Consider the following 18,640-nt stretch of genomic DNA (forward strand, 5'->3'; position numbering starts at 1 on the left):
GCACCATTAACGGGGAACGCTATATTGAGTTTCTCGAAGAATTGATTACAAACCGGTTCGCCAATATGTCAATGAGCATAGGACCCAATTAAGGGTTTATTTCTTGCCCAAACGCGCACCTGAATTCAACCCGGATGAACAAGTTTGGAATGAAATTAAAAATAACCGTTTGGGGAAGCAACCTATAAAAAATAAAGCTGATTTAAAAGAACGGATTATTTTTGCATTGGATTCATTGAAGCACAATGCAGAACGTATTAGCTCCTTTTTCAGACTGGAAGATACTAAATACGCTTCGAATGTAGCTTAATTAATCACGGGCTCTATAGGCGCCAAATTTAACAAACGCGTCAGTCCGGCATGGATTTTCGAAATCTAAATACCAGGGATAGCAATGCTTAGGATTCGGTCATAAATAACTTCCCTATTTTTGGAGGGTTCGGTTGCTCGATTGGCAGGTGTCGGCGGCAGGGCAGATTTTTGCTCCTGCAAAATCTGCATTCATGCCATCCTTGGCAATCAGTCGCCGACGTCAAGCCTACATGGACGTATTCACAGCGTCCTGCCAGGCGAGTTACCGAACCCTCGACAAAGCTCATAACTCGAGGAAGTTATTTTTCGCGAAATCCTTAGCGTCATATCCCTACGTCCGGGATATCGTCAATTCATGCCATTAGGATAAACAATGATGCAAATGCACTATAGAATGACCGTTCAGTTGGCGCTTATACCATCCCCGATAAACCGCTTGAAAAATACCATCATAACCCTGCATTTTTTAATAAATCCGCCATTCTGTTCAACCCGTCGATGCCTTGTATGTCGGTTGCCTGTAATGGAATCGGATATCTCGGTAGTTCGCTAAAGTCTTGGTCTATTTGCTGTAGATGTATTTTTTCTTGCCGACGGCGTTGCGCTAAAAAATCACCTTCGGCTTCTTCCGGCAATATGCGGTTGACGACCAAGCCGACTAGAGGCAGCCGCTCTTGCTGCAAGATTTTTACGGTGCGTACGGTTTCGAGAATCGGCAATTTTTCGGGCGTTAAGACAAACAGCAAGGCCGTTTGCTCGCTGTCTTGAAACAGTTCGCGGGTTCGCTGTAGCAAGCGCTGCCGGGTCAGCAACGTTTCGGCGATAGCCTTGGTGCGTGCGTCCATACCTGCCGTGGCATGCTCTTTTGGATCGGACAGCGGATTATCGATGTCGCGCCCGGCTTTAGGCGTTAAGTGCTCGAGAACTTCAGCCAATTTTTCCGATCGTTGATTGGCGTTTAGCAAGCCCTGAGTCCAAGCGGCGATGGCTTCGGGCAGACTCAATAAACGCAAGGTATGGCCGGTCGGTGCCGTATCGAAAATGGTCAGATCGTAGTCCTTGAGTCCCAGTGTTAGGGTATTGGCAATGCGTTCGAGCATCGCGGCTTCTTGCGCGCCCGGCGATTGACGGGTCAAGCGCATTTGTTTTTCGATCGCACCATACATTTCCTGTCGGGTAAACCGCTTCAGTTGGATGCTCACCCGCTCCAGATGTTGTTCCACTTCGCGGTCGGGGTCTAATTCCAAGCCGTCTATATTGGCCGCCAGCCGGGTGATGTTGTCGCCGATCCTGCAGCCGAATGCATCGGCCAGGCTATGCGCCGGGTCGGTCGAAACCAGCAGCACTTTTTTTTCGCGCCGGCCGGCAAGTAAGGCAAGCGCCGAGGACACCGTGGTTTTTCCGACACCGCCCTTGCCGCCGACCAACAGAATCCGCTTTTCGGTTATCAAACTCATCGCATCAACAGCATTTGATATGGTCCAGCGGCGAGTGCTCCATGCCCATGCGCCGATGCCAGTCGTGAAAACGTTCGAGTAGGATGGGCTGTAATTCCAATGTGTAATAACTGACGGGATTGGGCACCCCCATCATTTCGCTGAACACCAGCAACATGAAGAGATCGTCCTGCTCGCGGCGAGCGCGGGCGATAGCCGCTCGATAGGGGGCGTTATAGAACGCTTCGGCGTAATGATCGGCCCGGTCGAATAAGGCCTTTAGTTCGTTCAATTTCATGTATTGACGGCCTCCGCTTTATTGGCTTTGATTTGTTTACCGAGTACCCAGCTCGATTCCAGAGAAATCAGGATGGCGGCGATCAATACTACGATGTCGAGCGACAGCAGGAACCAGTCTTGTTGGTCGAAAAAACTTTTCAGCTGGATTAGCAGGCCCAGCGTGGTCATAATCAGTAAAAACAGCAACGGTGCCAGGGTATACCACATCGGCCGGCCGCGTTTTACCAACATGACCGTAATCACCAATAGCGTGAATCCTGCCAACAATTGATTGGTTGTACCGAACAACGGCCATATCAAGAGCCCCCCGGAACCGTCGCCGCCGACGCCGAAGGCCAATAGCAAACACGAACCGACCGCCAATAGAGTCGCCTGAAGCGGTTTTTGCAGCCAACCGATCCGGTAAATAACACCCCATTCCTGAAAAATATAGCGCTGTAACCGCAAGCTGGTATCCATTGTGGTACCGGCAAACAATACGACCATCACAGTTAGTAGCGTTTCCGCCAAAACGTTATCCAGCCCAAGACCTTGTTGCAGGATATTCGCCCCGCCTTGGATGAATGCGCCGACGCCGCCTTGCCCGAAGCTGTGATAAATCGCTTGCCAGTCGCCTAGCGTAGAAAATCCCGCAGTTGTCGCAATGATGGCCGACAATGCTAATAAACCTTCGCCGACCGCGCCGAAATAACCGACAAAACGTAAATCCGGCTCTTTATCCAACTGCTTGGAAGTCGTACCGCTCGACACCAAGCCATGAAAACCGGAGATGGCGCCGCAAGCAATGGTCACGAATAAAATCGGAATGATCGACGGCGTGCCTTCCGGCAAATGGGTATTGAAGGGAGGGGCGACAATCTCCGGTCCTGCAGCCAATACCGCACCATAAAACAAAATCAGTCCGATGAACAATTGAATGCCGTTGATGTAATCTCTCGGTTGCAACAACACCCACACCGGCAATAACGAAGCGATCGCAGCATAAGCGAATAGGATAATGATCCAGCTTTGGTTGGCGTTTAAACCGGCTACTTGCTCAGGCAATGAAACCGGCAGTTTGGCGCCTACATAAATCATCGCATACAATGCAATGACGCCTAATAACGTAACGCTCATCAAGCCGATAGAACGGCGGTAAATCAGTTGGCCGATGATCAACGCCACAACGATAGCCCCCCACACCGGTATCGTCGCGCTGGGAAAACCAATCAACTGGCGGGCAATGACGACCGCGAACACGGCATTCACCATCAGCAGCAACAGAAAGATCACGATCATGAAACAGCTGCGGGCGCGTTTGCCGATGATATCGCCGGTCAACGAACCGATCGATTTGGCTTGATTGCGGTTACTGGCCCAGATGCCGCCGGCATCATGCACGCCGGCAAAGAAGATGGTGCCTAACACCACCCAAATGAAAGCCGGCACCCAGCCCCAGATCACGGCGATGGCGGGACCGATAATCGGCGCGGCACCGGCGACGGAGGTAAAATGATGCCCCCATAGTACATATTTGTTGGTCGGTACATAATCGATGCCGTCGTTCAATTCATGGGCCGGAGTCAGAAAATTAGGATCGACTTTAAAGATTTTTTCGCAGATAAATTTGGCGTAGACAAAATAACCCAGCGCCATTGCGGCCAGGCCCATTAACATCAGATAAATTGCATTCATTCAACCGACTCTTGAGAGAAAAAGTGCCCTAGATTATCAAAATCCGGCCGATTATACCCCTCGTAGATCAAATTAAGCCCCGAGCATTACTGAAATTTGACGTGCGAAAGGTATAACAAAAATGGCGGCTTGTTTGAGTAGACGGGATGATGAACATCAATATAAGTTGCCGATTACAGTGAAAGTTCGCAGATTGGGACTCTTTATCTAATTTTTCGATACGCAAAAGCTCAGCAATGAAATGACCGGTTCCGAACAGGGTTCGCTCGACCAACAGGTGTCGGCGGCAGGGCAGATTTTTGCTCCTGCAAAACCTGCATTCAACCAACAGCTAAAAAGGGGTCAGGTTCTGATGTATCCCCACAAAACGCTCGTTCCCATGCTCTGCGTGGGAATGCCGCTTTAGACGCTCTGCGTCGACTGCCGCGGGCAATTGGATTAAGAAACTGTAGAGAATGTCTGGTTGATCTTGTCGGGATTATCGACCTCTGGGGACGCAGAGCGTCCCGGGATGCATTCCCACGCAGAGCGTAGGAACGATAAAAAATCAATAAATCTATCAATTTTTAGCCATAGCAAATTGTTTTATTTGGCTATTTCGTGGGGATACCTCAGGGTCAGGTTTAATTTCGCACTTGACTACGAAACTCGTTGCACAAAAAGTTCGTACATTAAGCTCGAAAACATGTGCCGTTCTTCAGATTCTGATTTTTCTTGTCCCTTAAGCTTTAAGTTTGAGGGGGCCGTCGACTTCCAAGTTCCAACTTACCGGGACAAGATTTGTAAACCCGTCCTAAACGTTTCGACCGTAGCCCAAGCAAATCGGAACGTTCGGAGCAGGTTAAATAACCCGCTCCGCGTGAAGGAACTGATACAATTTACTCATTATTTACATAGCAAGAGGACTTATCACCATGCAAAAAATCCATTGGCATTCGTTTACGACAGCGGACAAAGTTGCCGCGTCCGCTGCACAACAGATCCTTGCAGCCGCCGAACAAGCCATCGAGGCAAGAGGCGCCTTCAAATTAGTCTTGGCGGGAGGAAGCACGCCCAAAAAGGTATATCAATTGTTAGCTGAAAGCTCGGACGATTGGAGTAACTGGCATATTTATTATGGAGACGAGCGCTGTTTACCGGTTGATCATGCCGAGCGTAATAGCCGCATGGCCGGCTCGGTATTTTTGGATAAGGTTTCTATTCCTGCCGGACAAATCCATACGATGCCGGCCGAACTCGGCCCGGAAAAAGCGGCCGAAGCCTACCGCACAACAATCGAACTGGCCGGACGATTCGATATGGTCTTGTTAGGCATGGGCGAAGACGGACATACCGCGAGCTTATTTCCAGGCCACGTTCATTCAACCGATGAAACGGTACATGCCGTTTTCAATTCGCCGAAGCCGCCGCCGGAAAGGGTTTCTTTGAGCGCTAAAACCCTGAGTAATAGCTTGCAGGTGTTGTTTTTAGTAACTGGAGCCGGCAAGCAAGAAGCCGTGAAGCAATGGCGTCAGGGAGAAGTCCTGCCGGTCGCATTAATCAGACCGGAAGCCGGCGTCGATGTTTATATCGATGAGGCCGCTTTAGGCGATGCTTGAGATAGTTGTCAACAAGCCTCTCGCCGAGACCGGCTACTAAGAACACGAAGGAGAGCGAATTTTAAATTTCGGGCCTTCCGTGTTCTTTGTAGTTGAAGTAGAGATTATCGCCAAAGCACAATGCCCGGATTATTGACGACGATATAGCCCCTCGGGTGCCTCCGATAAAACGTATTGCCTACGACAAAATACGGCGAACCTCGCCACATCACTTGATGATGCAATCTCGGCAATGTCGCTATAATCGCGCCGATCGGCGCATCGACGATGATATAGCCGGATTGAAACGGCTCATAATAAAAGCCGTCATAAAAATAATAACTTGAACGATCGACGACTACCCTTGATGCGCCGCGAGGCAAAGGCCTAGTCCGGTAACCGGGTTTATAATAATGCGGATAGGGCGGCGCCGGCGTGTAGTGTCGCCTAGGCGTCGAATATATGCGTGATCGCGGCGCTTGCGGCGGCGCGGTCCGTTGTTTCGAATGACTGTGCCGGCTCGAACGAGACCGGTGATCTTGAGCATAGACGGCGCTATTCATCAACAGCATCGCACTGATGGCCAAGACGACTATTTTTGTTAGACCTTTCATAACGACCTCCCGGTGGTACCGAGTGAAACCGCTATCCGTCCCTGGCTTGCGGTTGCATTTTGTCCATCGATACTTGCCTTCTCAGCCGCGCTCATTGTCTATTGCTTAGAAGATCAAGTCGTTGCGCTTATTGTGCGTCGACAGTTTTGCCGGATTTTCTTTCCTGTCTTTCCTGGCGTCTCTCTTGACGTTTTTCCTCGCGTTTTTCTTTCCATTTTTCATGGCGCTGCTGTTTTAACGCTTCCATTTTTTGCATTTGCTCATCATTCAGCACTTCCTGCATACGGCGGCGGGTTTCTTCGTGGATCGCTCTGTATTTTTCATGCTGTTCCTTGAAGATGGATTCCAGCTGAGTGCGTTGTTCTTCAGTCAAGTCCAAATCCTTGGTCAAACGTTCTATTCTTTGTCCATGACGGCCTTCCATATCGCCTTTTCCGCTGCCGGGAGGAAATGCGGCTGCAGTCAACGGAAGTGCCAATGCGATTGCGATTGCGATGATTTTTTTGTTCATGATCTTATCCTCTTGGGGTTAGTAATAAAAGAACGGTTTATCTCCGTTCTTGATGATTAATATAAACGCCAAATGCGTAAACAATTTGCAGCAATTATGGAAACATTGTGAAAGTGCATGACAACGGCAAAAACTCAAAACTCTCTTTTGCCGGTAACGCAGAGATAAAAATAGAGATTTACCCTATACCCTTTATTGCTATTACTACTAACCGCTTACTGCTCACCGCTCACCGTTAACTTGTGGTTCGTAACGGTAGCCGGCGCCATAAACCGAGTGGACTAACTCCTGTCCCGGTAACAAGTCCGATAATTTCTTACGCAACTTTTTAATATGACTATCGATCGTGCGATCGGAAACGATTCGCTGATCTTGATAAATCAAGTCCATTAATTTCGACCGCGAAAAAATCCGTCCGGGCTGATCGTATAAGGCCTGCAACAATTGAAATTCCACCGCAGTCAATTCGGTTTCCTTATGCCCCGCCCGGACCCGAAAACTTTCCGGAACGAGCGATATCGGACCTTCGGTGCCGCTTACCTCTTGCGGCTTCAACCTGCGTAAGACCGCCTTGACGCGCGCGACCATTTCGCGCGGACTAAATGGTTTACAAATATAATCATCCGCGCCTAATTCTAAGCCCAACAATCTGTCGACTTCTTCGATACGTGCGGTCACGATGATAATCGGCACGGTACTGAAAGCCCGTATTTCTCGGCAAATCTCCAGCCCATCCTTACCCGGCAGCATTAAATCCAATAAAATCAAATCGACCGGATTTTGCTTAAACCAGGGTACCACTTTAAGACCGTCATCGAGGCATTCGGTTGCATAACCGGCATTGTTTAAATAATCCGCCTCCAGCCGTGCCAGCTTGAGTTCGTCTTCTACGATCAAAATACGGCTCATAAAAATATTCCTCAGATCAAATGCCTCCCATTGTCAATCGCCATTGCTATCATGAATGCAGCTTTTCTAGGATATTAACGGTAACGCAATACGGATGTTAAGCCCGCCCAATTTTGATTTCCCGGCTGTAATCGTACCGTTGTGCGCATGGGCGATATTCGCGCAAATGGCAAGGCCTAGACCAGCGCCGCCATGATGTCGGCTGCGAGAACTTTCGACTCGATAAAAGCGATCGAATAAATGCCTTATTTCCTGTTCGGAAATGCCGGGTGCACTGTCGGCGAATTCGATAATCAACAAACCGCTTTTTTGTATGACGACGATCTTTAAACAACCGCCGGCATCGGTGTATTTGGCGCTGTTGCTCAATAGGTTGCGGAATAGTTGCGACAATCGGTCCGGGTCGGCATGAATGTGCACGGTTTTAGTCAGACGATTCAGCAACTGCAAGCGGATTTGCCGGTTATCGAATTCCGGCGATAAGGCGGCGATATCCTCCTGCAGCACTGGAATCGGATCGAGGCTTTGCTTGCGATAGCTAAGCGCGCCTTGATCTGAAAGCGCCAATTGATAAAGATCCTCCGTCAAACGATTCAGTCTCATGACATCGCCAAGCAGCGAATCGACCGCTTCGGCTGTCAGCGGACGGATTCCGTCTTGCAAGGCCTCCAATTCTCCATGCAGCACCGCCAAAGGTGTACGCAATTCATGGGAAATATCGGCGACCCAGCGCCGTCTCGATTGTTCGGACCGTTCCAACGCCGTTGCCAATTCGTTAAAATCGCGCGCTAAATGCCCGAGTTCGTCGGACGATTCGACAGGAAGCCTTACATCGTATCGGCCGATGGCAAGCGCTTTCGCCGCCGTGGTTATCCGTTTTAGCGGCCTTCCCAGCATATAAGCCAATAGCCAGGCCAGAAAGGCGGAGAGCAATATCATCAATAAGGCAATCCAGACAAAAGCCTTAGCCTGACCCTCGATAAATCGCAATTCGCCGGGTTGGCTGGGCGTTTTACCCGGCAAAATTCCCAAATACCCGACAATACCGTTCTGGTAATGGATAGGCTCCAGTTTCTCTAACTGCTCGATGGCATCGACGCGTCCATATATGATCTTTCGATCGGCGCGCAACAGCATGACGCGCAGCTGGAAAGGCGTATAACGGCGGTTCATCGAATTTTCCGGCATAGCTGGAGGCCAATAACCGGACGGTTCGCTTTGCGCCCGCTCTATCAAAATAGGCGGCGGACGATGACGACGATGATCGGACTGCCATAACAAATCAATCCACAACTGTTTATTAGCAGCCAATTTTTCCCAATCGGGATCATGGCCATAATAATCGCTGAGCGTTTCGATAAGCGTCGACACGCGCTCCTGCTGTCTTGATTTGATGAATTCGTTAAACCCCCGATCCAAAGACCAGCGCATAAACGCATACATCCCCGAAACCAAAAGCAGCGTGGTGAGCAGGAAAGTCAGGAATAATTTGATACGTATACTTCGAGCGGTCATGTTTGCGGCTTTTATGGCAATGCTATTTTGTTCGAGAGCAAAGCGCGAAAACAGGTGCATAGCAAGCTATGTAACTGTTTTCGCAACGCCGCTATCGAACAAAATAGCGAGTTAGAAAACAGCAAATGTGGACGCGCGAAGTATATAGATTGGCGCACAAGCTTTACCCATTAAGCGATAGCTCATTGTTGCCGGTAATTGTGCAAAAATTAAGGAACGTTAGCCGTTCAACACCCGGAATAAAATTTCCTTAACGTTTTGCGGCTCGAACGGCTTGTCGCAAATCGCCGATACGCCGGCTTGCTGAACTTGATCCAAGCGGGTTTCGTTCGATTCGCTGGTGACCATGAGAATCGGTATGAAGGTATTTTGTCGGTCGTTTCGGATATGACTGACCAGCTCCCGTCCATCCATTTCCGGCATGTTGTAATCGGTCACGATTAAATCGAAGGCTTCGCCAGTCTCTTGAAATAGCTCGGCCGCCGCCTTGCCGTCATTGGCCGTGGTAATCTGAGTGATGCCCATGTTATTCAACACTCGAACGATATGCTTACGCGCCATCGAACTGTCGTCGACCACCAAGACGCGCAAGGCTTCAATCGCATAATTATCCAACTCGAGTTCTTCCGGTTCGATGAATTCGATCGTCGATCGTAAGGCTCTTCGCAAATTGTCATGATCGAAGGGCTTGGGTAATATAGCCACGACGCCGGCCTGCCGGATCGGGTCCAAGGCTGAAATCCGCGTCTCGCTGGATATCAACATAAACGGAACGTCGTTCAGTTCTTCATTGACTTTGATTTTGACAATCATTTCGGCAGCCGTCATGTCCGGCAAATACATACTGCTAATGATTAGATCGGGCTTATAATCGGACAATATCGTCAAAGCCGAATCACCCGAATCCGCCCCTTCAATATTGGCAATCCCTTCTTCTTTAAGATGTTTGATGATGACTTTAAGCTGCGTCGATGAAGGTTCGACCAGTAAAATCGATAGGTCTTCTATTTTTAAAGATGTCATAAGCGGTTGATTGATGCGTTCCCGTTGCGGTTAGCGGTTAGCGGTTAGCGGAATTTTGAAAGCCATTGTATCCTTAGTCAAATAAAGTCTACTCCCTGCTAACCGTTCACCACTGACTCAATATTTTTTAAGTTTAGACGTATTACTTGCCTTTTGTAGTCTCGTGCCCGGATATAATCACGACTAAATTTTTTACGAATGAAATCAATAAACCGGAAGCTTTGTAATATAATCATGCGCACGGTTTCGGCTTCTAATAAATTACGCCAATTCAGTCGAAACAATAAAACTACCTGATTAGCAAGATGCTTCAGCTTGCCGAAGCCAAGTGTCCGAGCAGGGGCCAGTCGTAGTCGCAAAAACTAAAATATGCTGTTACCCAAGCTCCAGCTTGGGTAACCTGTTCAGGAAGCTCTAGCTTCCCGACAATCAAGAAAGATTGAACGAGCGAGTCGGGGTTGATTGAGAATGTGCGGAGGTTGTGTCGGTCTCAGGAAGCTCTTGCCCTGAGCCCTTCGGCTGCGCTCAGGAGAGCCTTGTCGAAGGAAGGGGGAGCTTCCGGGGGGCTTTCCCAAGCTGGAGCTTGGGAAAAAACGTGATGTGGGTTGGCCGTTTTTAGCTTGACGCGCATGGCTTGCGAACCCCGTACGGCTAAGGATATGCTGATCTTTGGGCTTTAGCTGAAAAAACTTGCTAATCAGGTAAAACTATACCCATCGTAAATCAAAATTCGGCACCGGGGACTCGTCAAAGGACGCTGTGAAACATCCATGTAGACTCTATGCCAGCACCCCGGTGCTTCCTTAGGCACTGCCGAAATTTGAAGTGCGAAAGGTATATAAAATCGTACTAAAAAGGCCCGCTAAAACCGGGATCTCTATAACTATAACAAATGAGGATAGGAATATGTGTTGGAGTGGAGAAGCATCGACCGTTTTGGCTGCCGCAGGGCTGTCGACGGCGGTTTATGTCGCCAGGAAAGGCGAATCGAACGAATTGTGGATTCCATTGGTGTATTTTGCACTGATGGAACTTCTGCAAGCGGCAACCTACGTTTACATCAATCTATGCGACAATCCGAATAATCAGATATTGACGCTTTTCGGTTATGTTCACATCGCTTTTCAGCCATTTTTCGTCAATATGGTCGCGATGTATTTCATTCCGGAAAGCGTCAAATTAAAAATTCGTACGACTGTTTATACGATTTGCGCGATGGGATCGTTAGCAATGTTGGTTAAAATGTTTCCTTTCGATTGGGCAGGATCATGCCAAATCGGTGTCGAAGGTTTTTGCGGACCGGCGACCTGTTCGGTATCCGGCGATTGGCATATCGCTTGGCAAATGCCATTGAACGGCTTAATGTCCGAACCGCAAAGCTGGCTATTCGGTTTCGATTGGGGTTTGCATGCCTTTACATACATTTTGGTGTCTTTCTATCTGCCGTTACTTTACGGATCTTGGCGTTTTGTCGGATTCCATTACTTGATCGGTCCGTTCGTTTCCGATCTGACCACGACTGACCCGAACGAATATGCCGCTGTTTGGTGTCTGTTTTCGATCGCCTTATGCGTATCGGTTATCAAAACGCCAATTCGTAAGCATTTGCATGTCAAAACATGGCCTTATTATCATCGCCAAGTGTCGGACGCTTTATAACGGCCTAAAATGGCCTAAAACGGCGCGCTGTCCGGCTCATTGACATCGCTGTCAACAGGGGGCGCGTCAGTCCGGTAAGGATCGCCGGAATCCGGCTGCCAGGGATGGCGCCGAATCTATTTTTCTGGTGCCCACGGTCCTCCGTGGGAACCCATACCTTGGCTGCCGAGGCAAGATCGGCATGCATTCCCGCCTTATTAAAATTTCTAGTGCGAAGCCAAAATCATGCTCAGCTACCGTCACGGATTTCATGCCGGCAATTTCGCCGATGTACTCAAACACAGCCTGCTTTGTTTGACGATCATCGAACTCAAGAAAAAAGACAAGCCCTTCGTTTATATCGACACACATGCCGGCGCCGGCGCCTATTTTCTGCAGTCGCCCTTTGCCGAAAAAACCGGCGAATACCGACAAGGCATTGGACGTCTATATCCCAACGAAACCTCTCATCCTTTGCTTGATAATTATTTTGATGGCGTTCGCTCGTTAAACACCGATAATAAACTAAGCCATTATCCCGGGTCGCCGGAATTTGTCCGAGCGCTGATTCGTTCTCAAGACAGAATGCAACTTAGCGAACTGCACGGTAGCGATTTTGCGTTCTTGCAAGAACGCTACCGTAACGAACGTCAAATCAGCGTGGCTCAAGAGGACGGCTTAAAAAATCTAATGAAAAAACTGCCTCCGGTACAAAAAAGAGGATTGATTTTTATCGACCCGAGCTATGAAGTGAAGGAGGATTACAGTCGCGTGGTTGAAACGCTCACTAAAGCGTACCGGCGTTTCGCTACCGGCGTGTATTGTCTTTGGTATCCCGTGATTCGCCGGGAAACGGTCGATAATTTAATGGCGGAACTTGCCGAGACCGGCATTAGGAAACAATTGCGGATCGAACACTGTGTGCTTCCGGACAGCGAGGAATTGGGCATGACCGGATCGGGCTTGTTGCTCATCAATCCGCCTTGGCAATTGGAAAGCCAGGCCCGCGAATTATTGCCTTGGCTGAACGATAGGCTTACGGATGGTGCGGGAACTTGGTCTGTTGATTGGTTGGTTCCAGAATAAATGGCTGGATAATCCTAGAAAAAAATTCACCATGAAGATCATAAATAATAAGAAGTTAATTCAATGACTTATTATGCATTTGTATAAAGTTTCCTGATTAACTATAAGATTCAGTTTATTTGAAAACTAAAAAAAGGCTTTGTATCGCTATCGCGACGCTTATGTGTAGTCGGTTCGCGGACCGACAGCCACGATACTGCTACGAAACCCAATCCCTGGGTTTCGCCCTTCGGGCCAGCTAAAGCTGTTCAAAATCGCTCCAGGCGATTTTGTCTTTGCTTGTCCAAAGAAAAGTATCCAAAAGAAAAGACACCCGGAGGCCGCTGCATCCTGCGCGCTGACGATTTTGCCGAGGGTTTTCGGAAGGGCTATCCCTAGCCCTCCGAAAACGAGCGGCATCCCTGCCGCTCCCCTAGCGGGCTGTTCTCGGCAAAATCGCCAGTGCTCGGCGCGGCCTAACGGGGCCCAGGCGGGAACTTTAAGCCAAATCAAATTGACTGAAGGTTCTAAGCAATCAGGTTGATTTTTAGTCACCCAAGAGGTTAGCAAGAAAGTTTAGATAATCTTTGAAATACCGCATGAACTTCATGTGTTTCATGGTTAAACTGCCGAATTTAGAATATTGTCACGATTCACGTTTCTGCTTCGATTTTGCCGTCCACGATACGAATCTTGCGCTTAGCCCGCTCGCCGATCGACTGGTCGTGTGTAATCACAATCAAAGTCACGCCTTGCTCGTTAAGGCGCTCCAATAGATCGATGATTTCGGCGCCCGATTTGCTGTCGAGATTGCCGGTCGGCTCGTCGGCCAGAAGAATACCGGGGTTCATGATCATCGCTCGGGCGATCGCGACGCGCTGCAACTGGCCGCCGGATAATTGATCGGGCCGATGGCCGGCTCGATCGGACAAACCGACTTGCTTCAAGGCTGTTTCAATTCGCTGTTGCCGTTCCTTGCGGTCGATTCCGGCCAGCATCATCGGCATTTCGACATTTTCGGCGGCGGTCAGGCGTGGGATCAAATGAAAAAATTGGAACACAAAGCCGATATTTTCGCGTCGCACTTTGGCCAATTCGTCATCGCTGTACTGTGTAATATCCCGGTCATTTAAAAAATAGCGACCGGAACTAGGCTGATCCAGCAGCGCGATCACATTCAATAAGGTCGACTTCCCGGAACCCGACGGCCCCATCACCGATAGGTATTCGCCGTGCTCAATTGTCAGATCGATACCGTCGAGCGCATGCACCGACTGTTCCCCGACTTGAAAGTACCGATGAATGTTTTCCAGGCGAATCATTGTTTTTCGCGTACCGCAACGCCTTGTTCGATGCCTTCCTGGCCTACCGAGTACACGACCCGATCGCCCTTGTCGAGCCCCGACACGACTTCGGTAAAACTCCAATTCGCCAAACCCGGTTCGAAGCGGCGCTCTTCAAGAACGCCGTCGGCTCCTATCAACAAAACCCGCTCGGTACCTAAAATCGCTTCGGCGGGCAATCTCAAGGCACTGTCCTTACGCGCCAACAGCACTTCGACATCGGCGCTGTAACCGGGCATCAAACCTTCAAGATCCTTCGGGTCTGTTAATATGACTTCGATTTCGACGGTGCGCGCCTGCTTTTCCTTTTCCAAAACATAAGGCGCGATGCGCGATACCTTGCCGGAGCAACGCTCGCCGCTAAACGCATCGAGCGATACGCAAGCCTGCATCCCGGTTCTGATATGTGCGGCATCGACTTCATCGATCGGCGCCGAGACATACAAGCAATTGAGATCCAGCAAATCGATCGGAGGCAACGTGAGAATGCCGGGCGGCGACGGCGTGACGAATTCGCCCACTTCGGCGTTGACTTCAGCGACGACACCGTCGAACGGCGCGTGTATTATCGTGCGCTCGACGGCAGCCTTGGCGACATTCAAATTCGCAATACCGACCTCGACGTTAATGCGGGCAGACCGACAGTTGGCTTGTTGCGCCTTGGCCTGAGTCACGGCTTTGTCGACCATGTCGACCGAAACGAATTGTTTGCTACGTTGCAACTTAACCAGCCGATCGGCCTCTCGTCCGGTGCCGGCAGCGAGTTCGCAAATTTGTTCGGCATTGGCTCGATTGACTTTGATTTGTGCCGATTGAAGCTCGACTTGCGCCTTCAAATCGTCGTTCCATATTTCGAGCAATAATTGATTTCGTTTAACGCCATCGCCTTCCGCGACATGCAATGCTGCCACCTGGCCGCCGGTAGCCGGAGCCAAATAGGATCTACGGCAAGCCTTTACGGTGCCGACGCGGGTATTCGATACAGTCGCCTTGACCTCGCCTTCAGTCAAGACATAGACCTCGACTTCGACCGGCTTGGGTCGTTTCGCGTAATAATAAGCGCCGACGATGACGCCTATCACCGCAAGGCTAATCAGTGCAGACCGACTCATGTTGTCAGGCGCTGTTCCAGATTCGTCCGCAACACGTTTAAAAAGTCTTCGGTAGTCAAATAATGCGAGTCTTTCAGGTCGTCTCCGTGAATACACAGCGCCAGGTCTTTGGTCATTTGCCCGGCTTCGACGGTTTCGACGCAAACCTTCTCAAGCGTATCGCAAAAATCGATCAAGGCCTGATTGCCGTCCAACTTGCCTCGAAATGCAAGGCCCCGCGTCCAGGCGAAAATCGATGCGATTGGATTGGTTGAGGTCTTTTTGCCTTGTTGGTGCATACGGTAATGCCGCGTGACGGTGCCGTGAGCAGCTTCGGCCTCCATGGTTTGACCGTCCGGAGTCACTAGGGTCGAAGTCATTAGTCCCAACGAACCGAAACCTTGCGCGACCGTATCGGATTGCACGTCGCCATCGTAATTCTTGCAGGCCCAGACGAATGCGCCATTCCATTTCAATGCCGATGCGACCATGTCGTCGATCAGCTTATGTTCATAAGTTATGCCTATCTCGGCGAAACGATCCTTGTATTCGGCCTGATAGACCGCTTCGAAAATATCCTTGAAGCGCCCGTCGTATTTTTTCAGAATCGTGTTCTTGGTCGACAGGTACAACGGCCAGCCGCGATCCAATGCAACATTGAAGCAACTGCGTGCGAATCCCGCAATCGATTCGTCGTTGTTGTACATTGCCAAGGCCACACCGTCCCCTTCGAAATGATAGACTTCGAAATCCTGAACTTCGCCGCCGTCATCCGGCGTAAAGCTTATGCGCAGTGTACCCTTGCCTTTCGTTATAAAATCAGTCGCGCGGTATTGATCGCCGAAAGCATGACGTCCGATGCAGATCGGTTGCGTCCAATTCGGCACCAACCGGGGAACATTTCGGCAAATGATCGGTTCTCGAAATACGGTCCCGTCGAGAATATTTCGTATCGTGCCGTTCGGCGATTTATACATTTTCTTCAGATTGAATTCTTCGACACGTCCTTCGTCCGGTGTAATCGTCGCGCATTTGATGCCGACGCCGTGTTTTTTGATCGCATGTGCAGCATCGATCGTAATTTGATCTTCGGTCGCATCGCGTTGTTGAATACTCAAATCGTAATAGTCGATCGTCAGGTCCAGATAGGGCAGAATTAATTCCTGCTTGATGAAATGCCAAATTATTCGGGTCATTTCGTCGCCGTCCAGTTCGACAACCGGCGTTTTAACGGGGATTTTGGTCATGCCGCGCTCCTTTAGATATTGGGTTTAGGTAGGAAAGTATAGCTTTAAATGCTTACGAATATCTCGATTGCCCTCCCTATTCTTCAGGCTTTTCTTGTTCTTCTGCAGGGGTTTCGCCTTCTTCATCCGCAGGCTCCGTTTCTTCGACTTCCGGCGCTTCCTGAGCGTCTGCTTGCTCGAGGATTTTGATGATGCGCTCATTACCGACTTTTTTCGCTCGGCCCAATACCGTTATATTTTGATTGTCTTTGGCATTGACATCGGCGCCTGCCGTTATCAACAAGTTAACGATATTTTCATGACTGAAAATCAATGCATCCATCAACGCTGTCGTTCCGGTATTATCGGCCATATTCACATCGGCACCGTAAGCCAAAAGAGTTTGCACAATCCGCGCATTACCGCCGAAACTCGCCCCCATCAATGCCGTACGCCCGCCGGGAGCTGCGCTATTAACATCGAGACCTTGAGCCAGAAGCGCTTCGACTCGGGCTTGATTACCGCCGACCGCGGCGGAAAACAAATCAGTAGCGCTTGCCGCATAGGCATTCAAAGGCAACAAAAACAATAGAATTGGAAACGCTCTGTTGATTCTCATTTTGAATAGTTGCTTGCGTTTAAAACCGAGTTAAGTTGAAATACTAATCAATTTAGCATTCATAATTTATACCATCGTCGATGAGCACAAAAAATAAAATCATTATCGAGGCTATCCCTCATTTCATCGAAACGCAATCATACCCGGAAGAAGGACGTTACGTCTTCGCCTATACGATTACGATCACCAATGCCGGCATGATTCCGGCGAAATTATTGACTCGGCATTGGTTGATTACCGATGCCAACGGCAAAGTACAAGAGGTTACGGGCGAAGGCGTCATCGGCGAACAACCCTATCTCAAACCCGGCGAATCATTTCGTTATACCAGCGGCGCAATGATCGAAACGCCGGTAGGCGTGATGCAAGGCAAATATTCGATGTGCTCCGATGACGGCGAGGATTTTGAAGCTTATATCCCTAAGTTCACGCTGTCGATTCCTAGAACCTTACATTAACCATGTCCATTTATGCGATTGGTGATATTCAAGGTTGCTACGACGATTTGCTCAGGCTATTGGATGCGCTTCGATTCAATGAAAACACCGATCAAATCTGGTTTGCGGGCGACTTGGTCAACCGCGGGCCTAAATCGTTGGAAACCCTACGTTTCGTAAGATCGCTTGGTTCCTCGGCCGTGACCGTACTGGGCAATCATGATTTACACTTGCTCGCCACGGCTTGTTCGATTAGATCCGAGCGCAAAAAAGACTCGCTGAGCGAAATCCTCGAGGCGTCGGACCGAGACGAACTGCTCGATTGGCTCAGACATCGGCCGCTGTTTCATTACAATGACGAGTTTTGTCTCGTGCATGCCGGCCTGCCCCCGCAATGGGACTTCGACACGACCCGCGAAATGGCCGCTCTGGCGGAAAATGCACTACAAGATTCCAATTATGCCAATTTTCTCAAAGACATGTACGGCAACAAGCCGAATGTATGGTCGCCTCAATTAAAAGGCGTCGACCGGCTACGTTTTATTATCAATTGTTTTACGCGCATGCGCTATTGCGATGATAATGGTAAGCTCGATTTTATTCATAACGGACCGCCAGGAACTCAGCCCAAGAGTTTAAAACCCTGGTTTGAAATACCCAACCGTAAAAACGCCGATTTGCGCATCGTATTCGGACATTGGTCCTCGCTCGGTTACTATCGGGGCAACAATTGTTATTGCATCGATACTGGCTGTCTCTGGGGCGGTGCTTTAACCGCGTTACATCTAGGAGACAATGTGTTCCGGGTCAGTATCGATTGCGAAGGCGTTATGAAACCTAGGCAGAAAAAGAACTAATTTATTGGTATTTCAATATTTGGGTATTCGAAATCAGGTGTTGACAAGCAAAGTACCATCGCTGGTATTGCTTCCTCATTCGCGTGTCTTTTGACGCCATAGAGTGGAATATCGGAATAGATCTTGATCCTGAGTTTTTTACAGCAAGCGCCAGCTTTCAACCGCACAACAAGGCGCTACAGCCTGCGCTTGGCCGTGACTGTGAATTCGCCACTCTTGATAGCTGACGTTGTGTTTTTTACCAGGTCAAAGGCGCTAATTGGATAACCTTTCCAGATCAGTTTGACCGTTCAGCTATCGATAAGATCAGGAAGAAAGTTTAGCTCCGGTGATTTTAGGATTTCGTGATAAATAACCTCCTGGAACTATGAGCTTTGTTGAGGGTTCGGTAACTCGCTTGACAGGACGCCGTGAAACCATCCGTGTAGGCTTGACGGCGGCGACTGATTGCCATGGATGGCATGAATGCAGATTTTGCATTACGCCATGGATA

Annotated in this window: 18 protein-coding genes; 6 read left to right on the forward strand and 12 right to left on the reverse strand. The window is 49.3% G+C overall.

From position 1 onward, the window contains the following. The first annotated feature begins 40 nt into the window (after positions 1 to 40). Positions 41 to 310: a transposase gene (locus ACRJJO_RS00005; RefSeq protein WP_431064211.1), complete on the forward strand. Its 270-nt coding sequence runs from the start codon at positions 41 to 43 to the stop codon at positions 308 to 310. A gap of 451 nt (positions 311 to 761) precedes the next feature. Here the strand turns inward: ACRJJO_RS00005 and ACRJJO_RS00010 are convergent, their stop codons facing one another. From ACRJJO_RS00010 to ACRJJO_RS00020, 3 genes are read right to left on the reverse strand one after another with little or no spacing between them, the layout of a single operon-like run. Then, positions 762 to 1,769 (reverse strand): ArsA family ATPase, encoded by a 1,008-nt coding sequence (locus tag ACRJJO_RS00010; protein WP_431063970.1) that lies wholly within the window; start codon positions 1,767 to 1,769, stop codon positions 762 to 764. 4 nt (positions 1,770 to 1,773) lie between these two features. Then, positions 1,774 to 2,046: a cory-CC-star protein gene (locus tag ACRJJO_RS00015; RefSeq protein ID WP_404358681.1), complete on the reverse strand. Its 273-nt coding sequence runs from the start codon at positions 2,044 to 2,046 to the stop codon at positions 1,774 to 1,776. Then, positions 2,043 to 3,722 (reverse strand): carbon starvation CstA family protein, encoded by a 1,680-nt coding sequence (locus tag ACRJJO_RS00020; protein WP_431063971.1) that lies wholly within the window; start codon positions 3,720 to 3,722, stop codon positions 2,043 to 2,045. The genes ACRJJO_RS00015 and ACRJJO_RS00020 overlap by 4 nt, the downstream gene beginning before the upstream one ends. 914 nt (positions 3,723 to 4,636) lie before the next feature. Here ACRJJO_RS00020 and pgl point away from each other — a divergent pair. Continuing rightward, the gene (pgl, locus tag ACRJJO_RS00025) at positions 4,637 to 5,320 is read left to right on the forward strand and encodes a 6-phosphogluconolactonase (RefSeq protein ID WP_431063972.1); all 684 of its coding nucleotides are present in this window, start codon (positions 4,637 to 4,639) and stop codon (positions 5,318 to 5,320) included. A 104-nt stretch (positions 5,321 to 5,424) separates the two neighbouring features. Here pgl and ACRJJO_RS00030 read toward each other — a convergent pair whose 3' ends face one another. The 5 genes from ACRJJO_RS00030 to ACRJJO_RS00050 form a co-directional block, all read right to left on the reverse strand. Next, the gene (locus ACRJJO_RS00030) at positions 5,425 to 5,913 is read right to left on the reverse strand and encodes a DUF6515 family protein (protein ID WP_431063973.1); all 489 of its coding nucleotides are present in this window, start codon (positions 5,911 to 5,913) and stop codon (positions 5,425 to 5,427) included. A 127-nt stretch (positions 5,914 to 6,040) separates the two neighbouring features. Continuing rightward, complete coding sequence (locus ACRJJO_RS00035; protein ID WP_431063974.1) at positions 6,041 to 6,424, reverse strand: hypothetical protein; 384 nt, start codon at positions 6,422 to 6,424, stop codon at positions 6,041 to 6,043. 222 nt (positions 6,425 to 6,646) lie between these two features. After that, complete coding sequence (locus ACRJJO_RS00040; protein WP_431063975.1) at positions 6,647 to 7,333, reverse strand: response regulator; 687 nt, start codon at positions 7,331 to 7,333, stop codon at positions 6,647 to 6,649. A 66-nt stretch (positions 7,334 to 7,399) separates the two neighbouring features. After that, positions 7,400 to 8,908: an ATP-binding protein gene (locus tag ACRJJO_RS00045; protein ID WP_431063976.1), complete on the reverse strand. Its 1,509-nt coding sequence runs from the start codon at positions 8,906 to 8,908 to the stop codon at positions 7,400 to 7,402. Positions 8,909 to 9,067: 159 nt separating this feature from the next. After that, complete coding sequence (locus ACRJJO_RS00050) at positions 9,068 to 9,871, reverse strand: response regulator (protein WP_431063977.1); 804 nt, start codon at positions 9,869 to 9,871, stop codon at positions 9,068 to 9,070. 906 nt (positions 9,872 to 10,777) lie between these two features. Here ACRJJO_RS00050 and ACRJJO_RS00055 point away from each other — a divergent pair. Beyond that, a complete protein-coding gene (locus tag ACRJJO_RS00055) occupies positions 10,778 to 11,530 on the forward strand; it encodes a DUF5765 domain-containing protein (RefSeq protein WP_014150254.1) in 753 nt (250 codons plus the stop codon). Between the two features lie 225 nt (positions 11,531 to 11,755). Continuing rightward, positions 11,756 to 12,595 carry a 23S rRNA (adenine(2030)-N(6))-methyltransferase RlmJ gene (locus ACRJJO_RS00060; protein ID WP_431063978.1) on the forward strand — a complete coding sequence of 280 codons (840 nt, stop codon included), beginning with the start codon at positions 11,756 to 11,758 and terminating at the stop codon, positions 12,593 to 12,595. Positions 12,596 to 13,227: 632 nt separating this feature from the next. On the opposite strand, the gene ACRJJO_RS00065 is transcribed toward ACRJJO_RS00060, so the two are convergent. From ACRJJO_RS00065 to ACRJJO_RS00080, 4 genes are all read right to left on the reverse strand, one after another. After that, positions 13,228 to 13,896, reverse strand: coding sequence for an ABC transporter ATP-binding protein (locus ACRJJO_RS00065; RefSeq protein WP_431063979.1), 669 nt, complete (start codon positions 13,894 to 13,896; stop codon positions 13,228 to 13,230). Further along, positions 13,893 to 15,029: an efflux RND transporter periplasmic adaptor subunit gene (locus ACRJJO_RS00070; protein WP_431063980.1), complete on the reverse strand. Its 1,137-nt coding sequence runs from the start codon at positions 15,027 to 15,029 to the stop codon at positions 13,893 to 13,895. Before ACRJJO_RS00070 ends, ACRJJO_RS00065 begins: the two co-directional genes overlap by 4 nt. Next, a complete protein-coding gene (locus ACRJJO_RS00075; protein ID WP_431063981.1) occupies positions 15,026 to 16,255 on the reverse strand; it encodes an NADP-dependent isocitrate dehydrogenase in 1,230 nt (409 codons plus the stop codon). Before ACRJJO_RS00075 ends, ACRJJO_RS00070 begins: the two co-directional genes overlap by 4 nt. 76 nt (positions 16,256 to 16,331) lie before the next feature. Next, the gene (locus ACRJJO_RS00080; RefSeq protein ID WP_431063982.1) at positions 16,332 to 16,853 is read right to left on the reverse strand and encodes an ankyrin repeat domain-containing protein; all 522 of its coding nucleotides are present in this window, start codon (positions 16,851 to 16,853) and stop codon (positions 16,332 to 16,334) included. Positions 16,854 to 16,933: 80 nt separating this feature from the next. Between ACRJJO_RS00080 and apaG the strand changes: the two genes are divergently transcribed. Further along, the gene (gene apaG / locus ACRJJO_RS00085; protein ID WP_404358705.1) at positions 16,934 to 17,311 is read left to right on the forward strand and encodes a Co2+/Mg2+ efflux protein ApaG; all 378 of its coding nucleotides are present in this window, start codon (positions 16,934 to 16,936) and stop codon (positions 17,309 to 17,311) included. 2 nt (positions 17,312 to 17,313) lie between these two features. Beyond that, on the forward strand, positions 17,314 to 18,147 hold the full coding sequence (locus ACRJJO_RS00090) for a symmetrical bis(5'-nucleosyl)-tetraphosphatase (RefSeq protein ID WP_431063983.1): 834 nt from the start codon (positions 17,314 to 17,316) through the stop codon (positions 18,145 to 18,147). Positions 18,148 to 18,640 lie beyond the last annotated feature (493 nt).

The organism is Methylotuvimicrobium sp., assembly GCF_050611805.1.
Classification (GTDB): Bacteria; Pseudomonadota; Gammaproteobacteria; order Methylococcales; family Methylomonadaceae; genus Methylotuvimicrobium.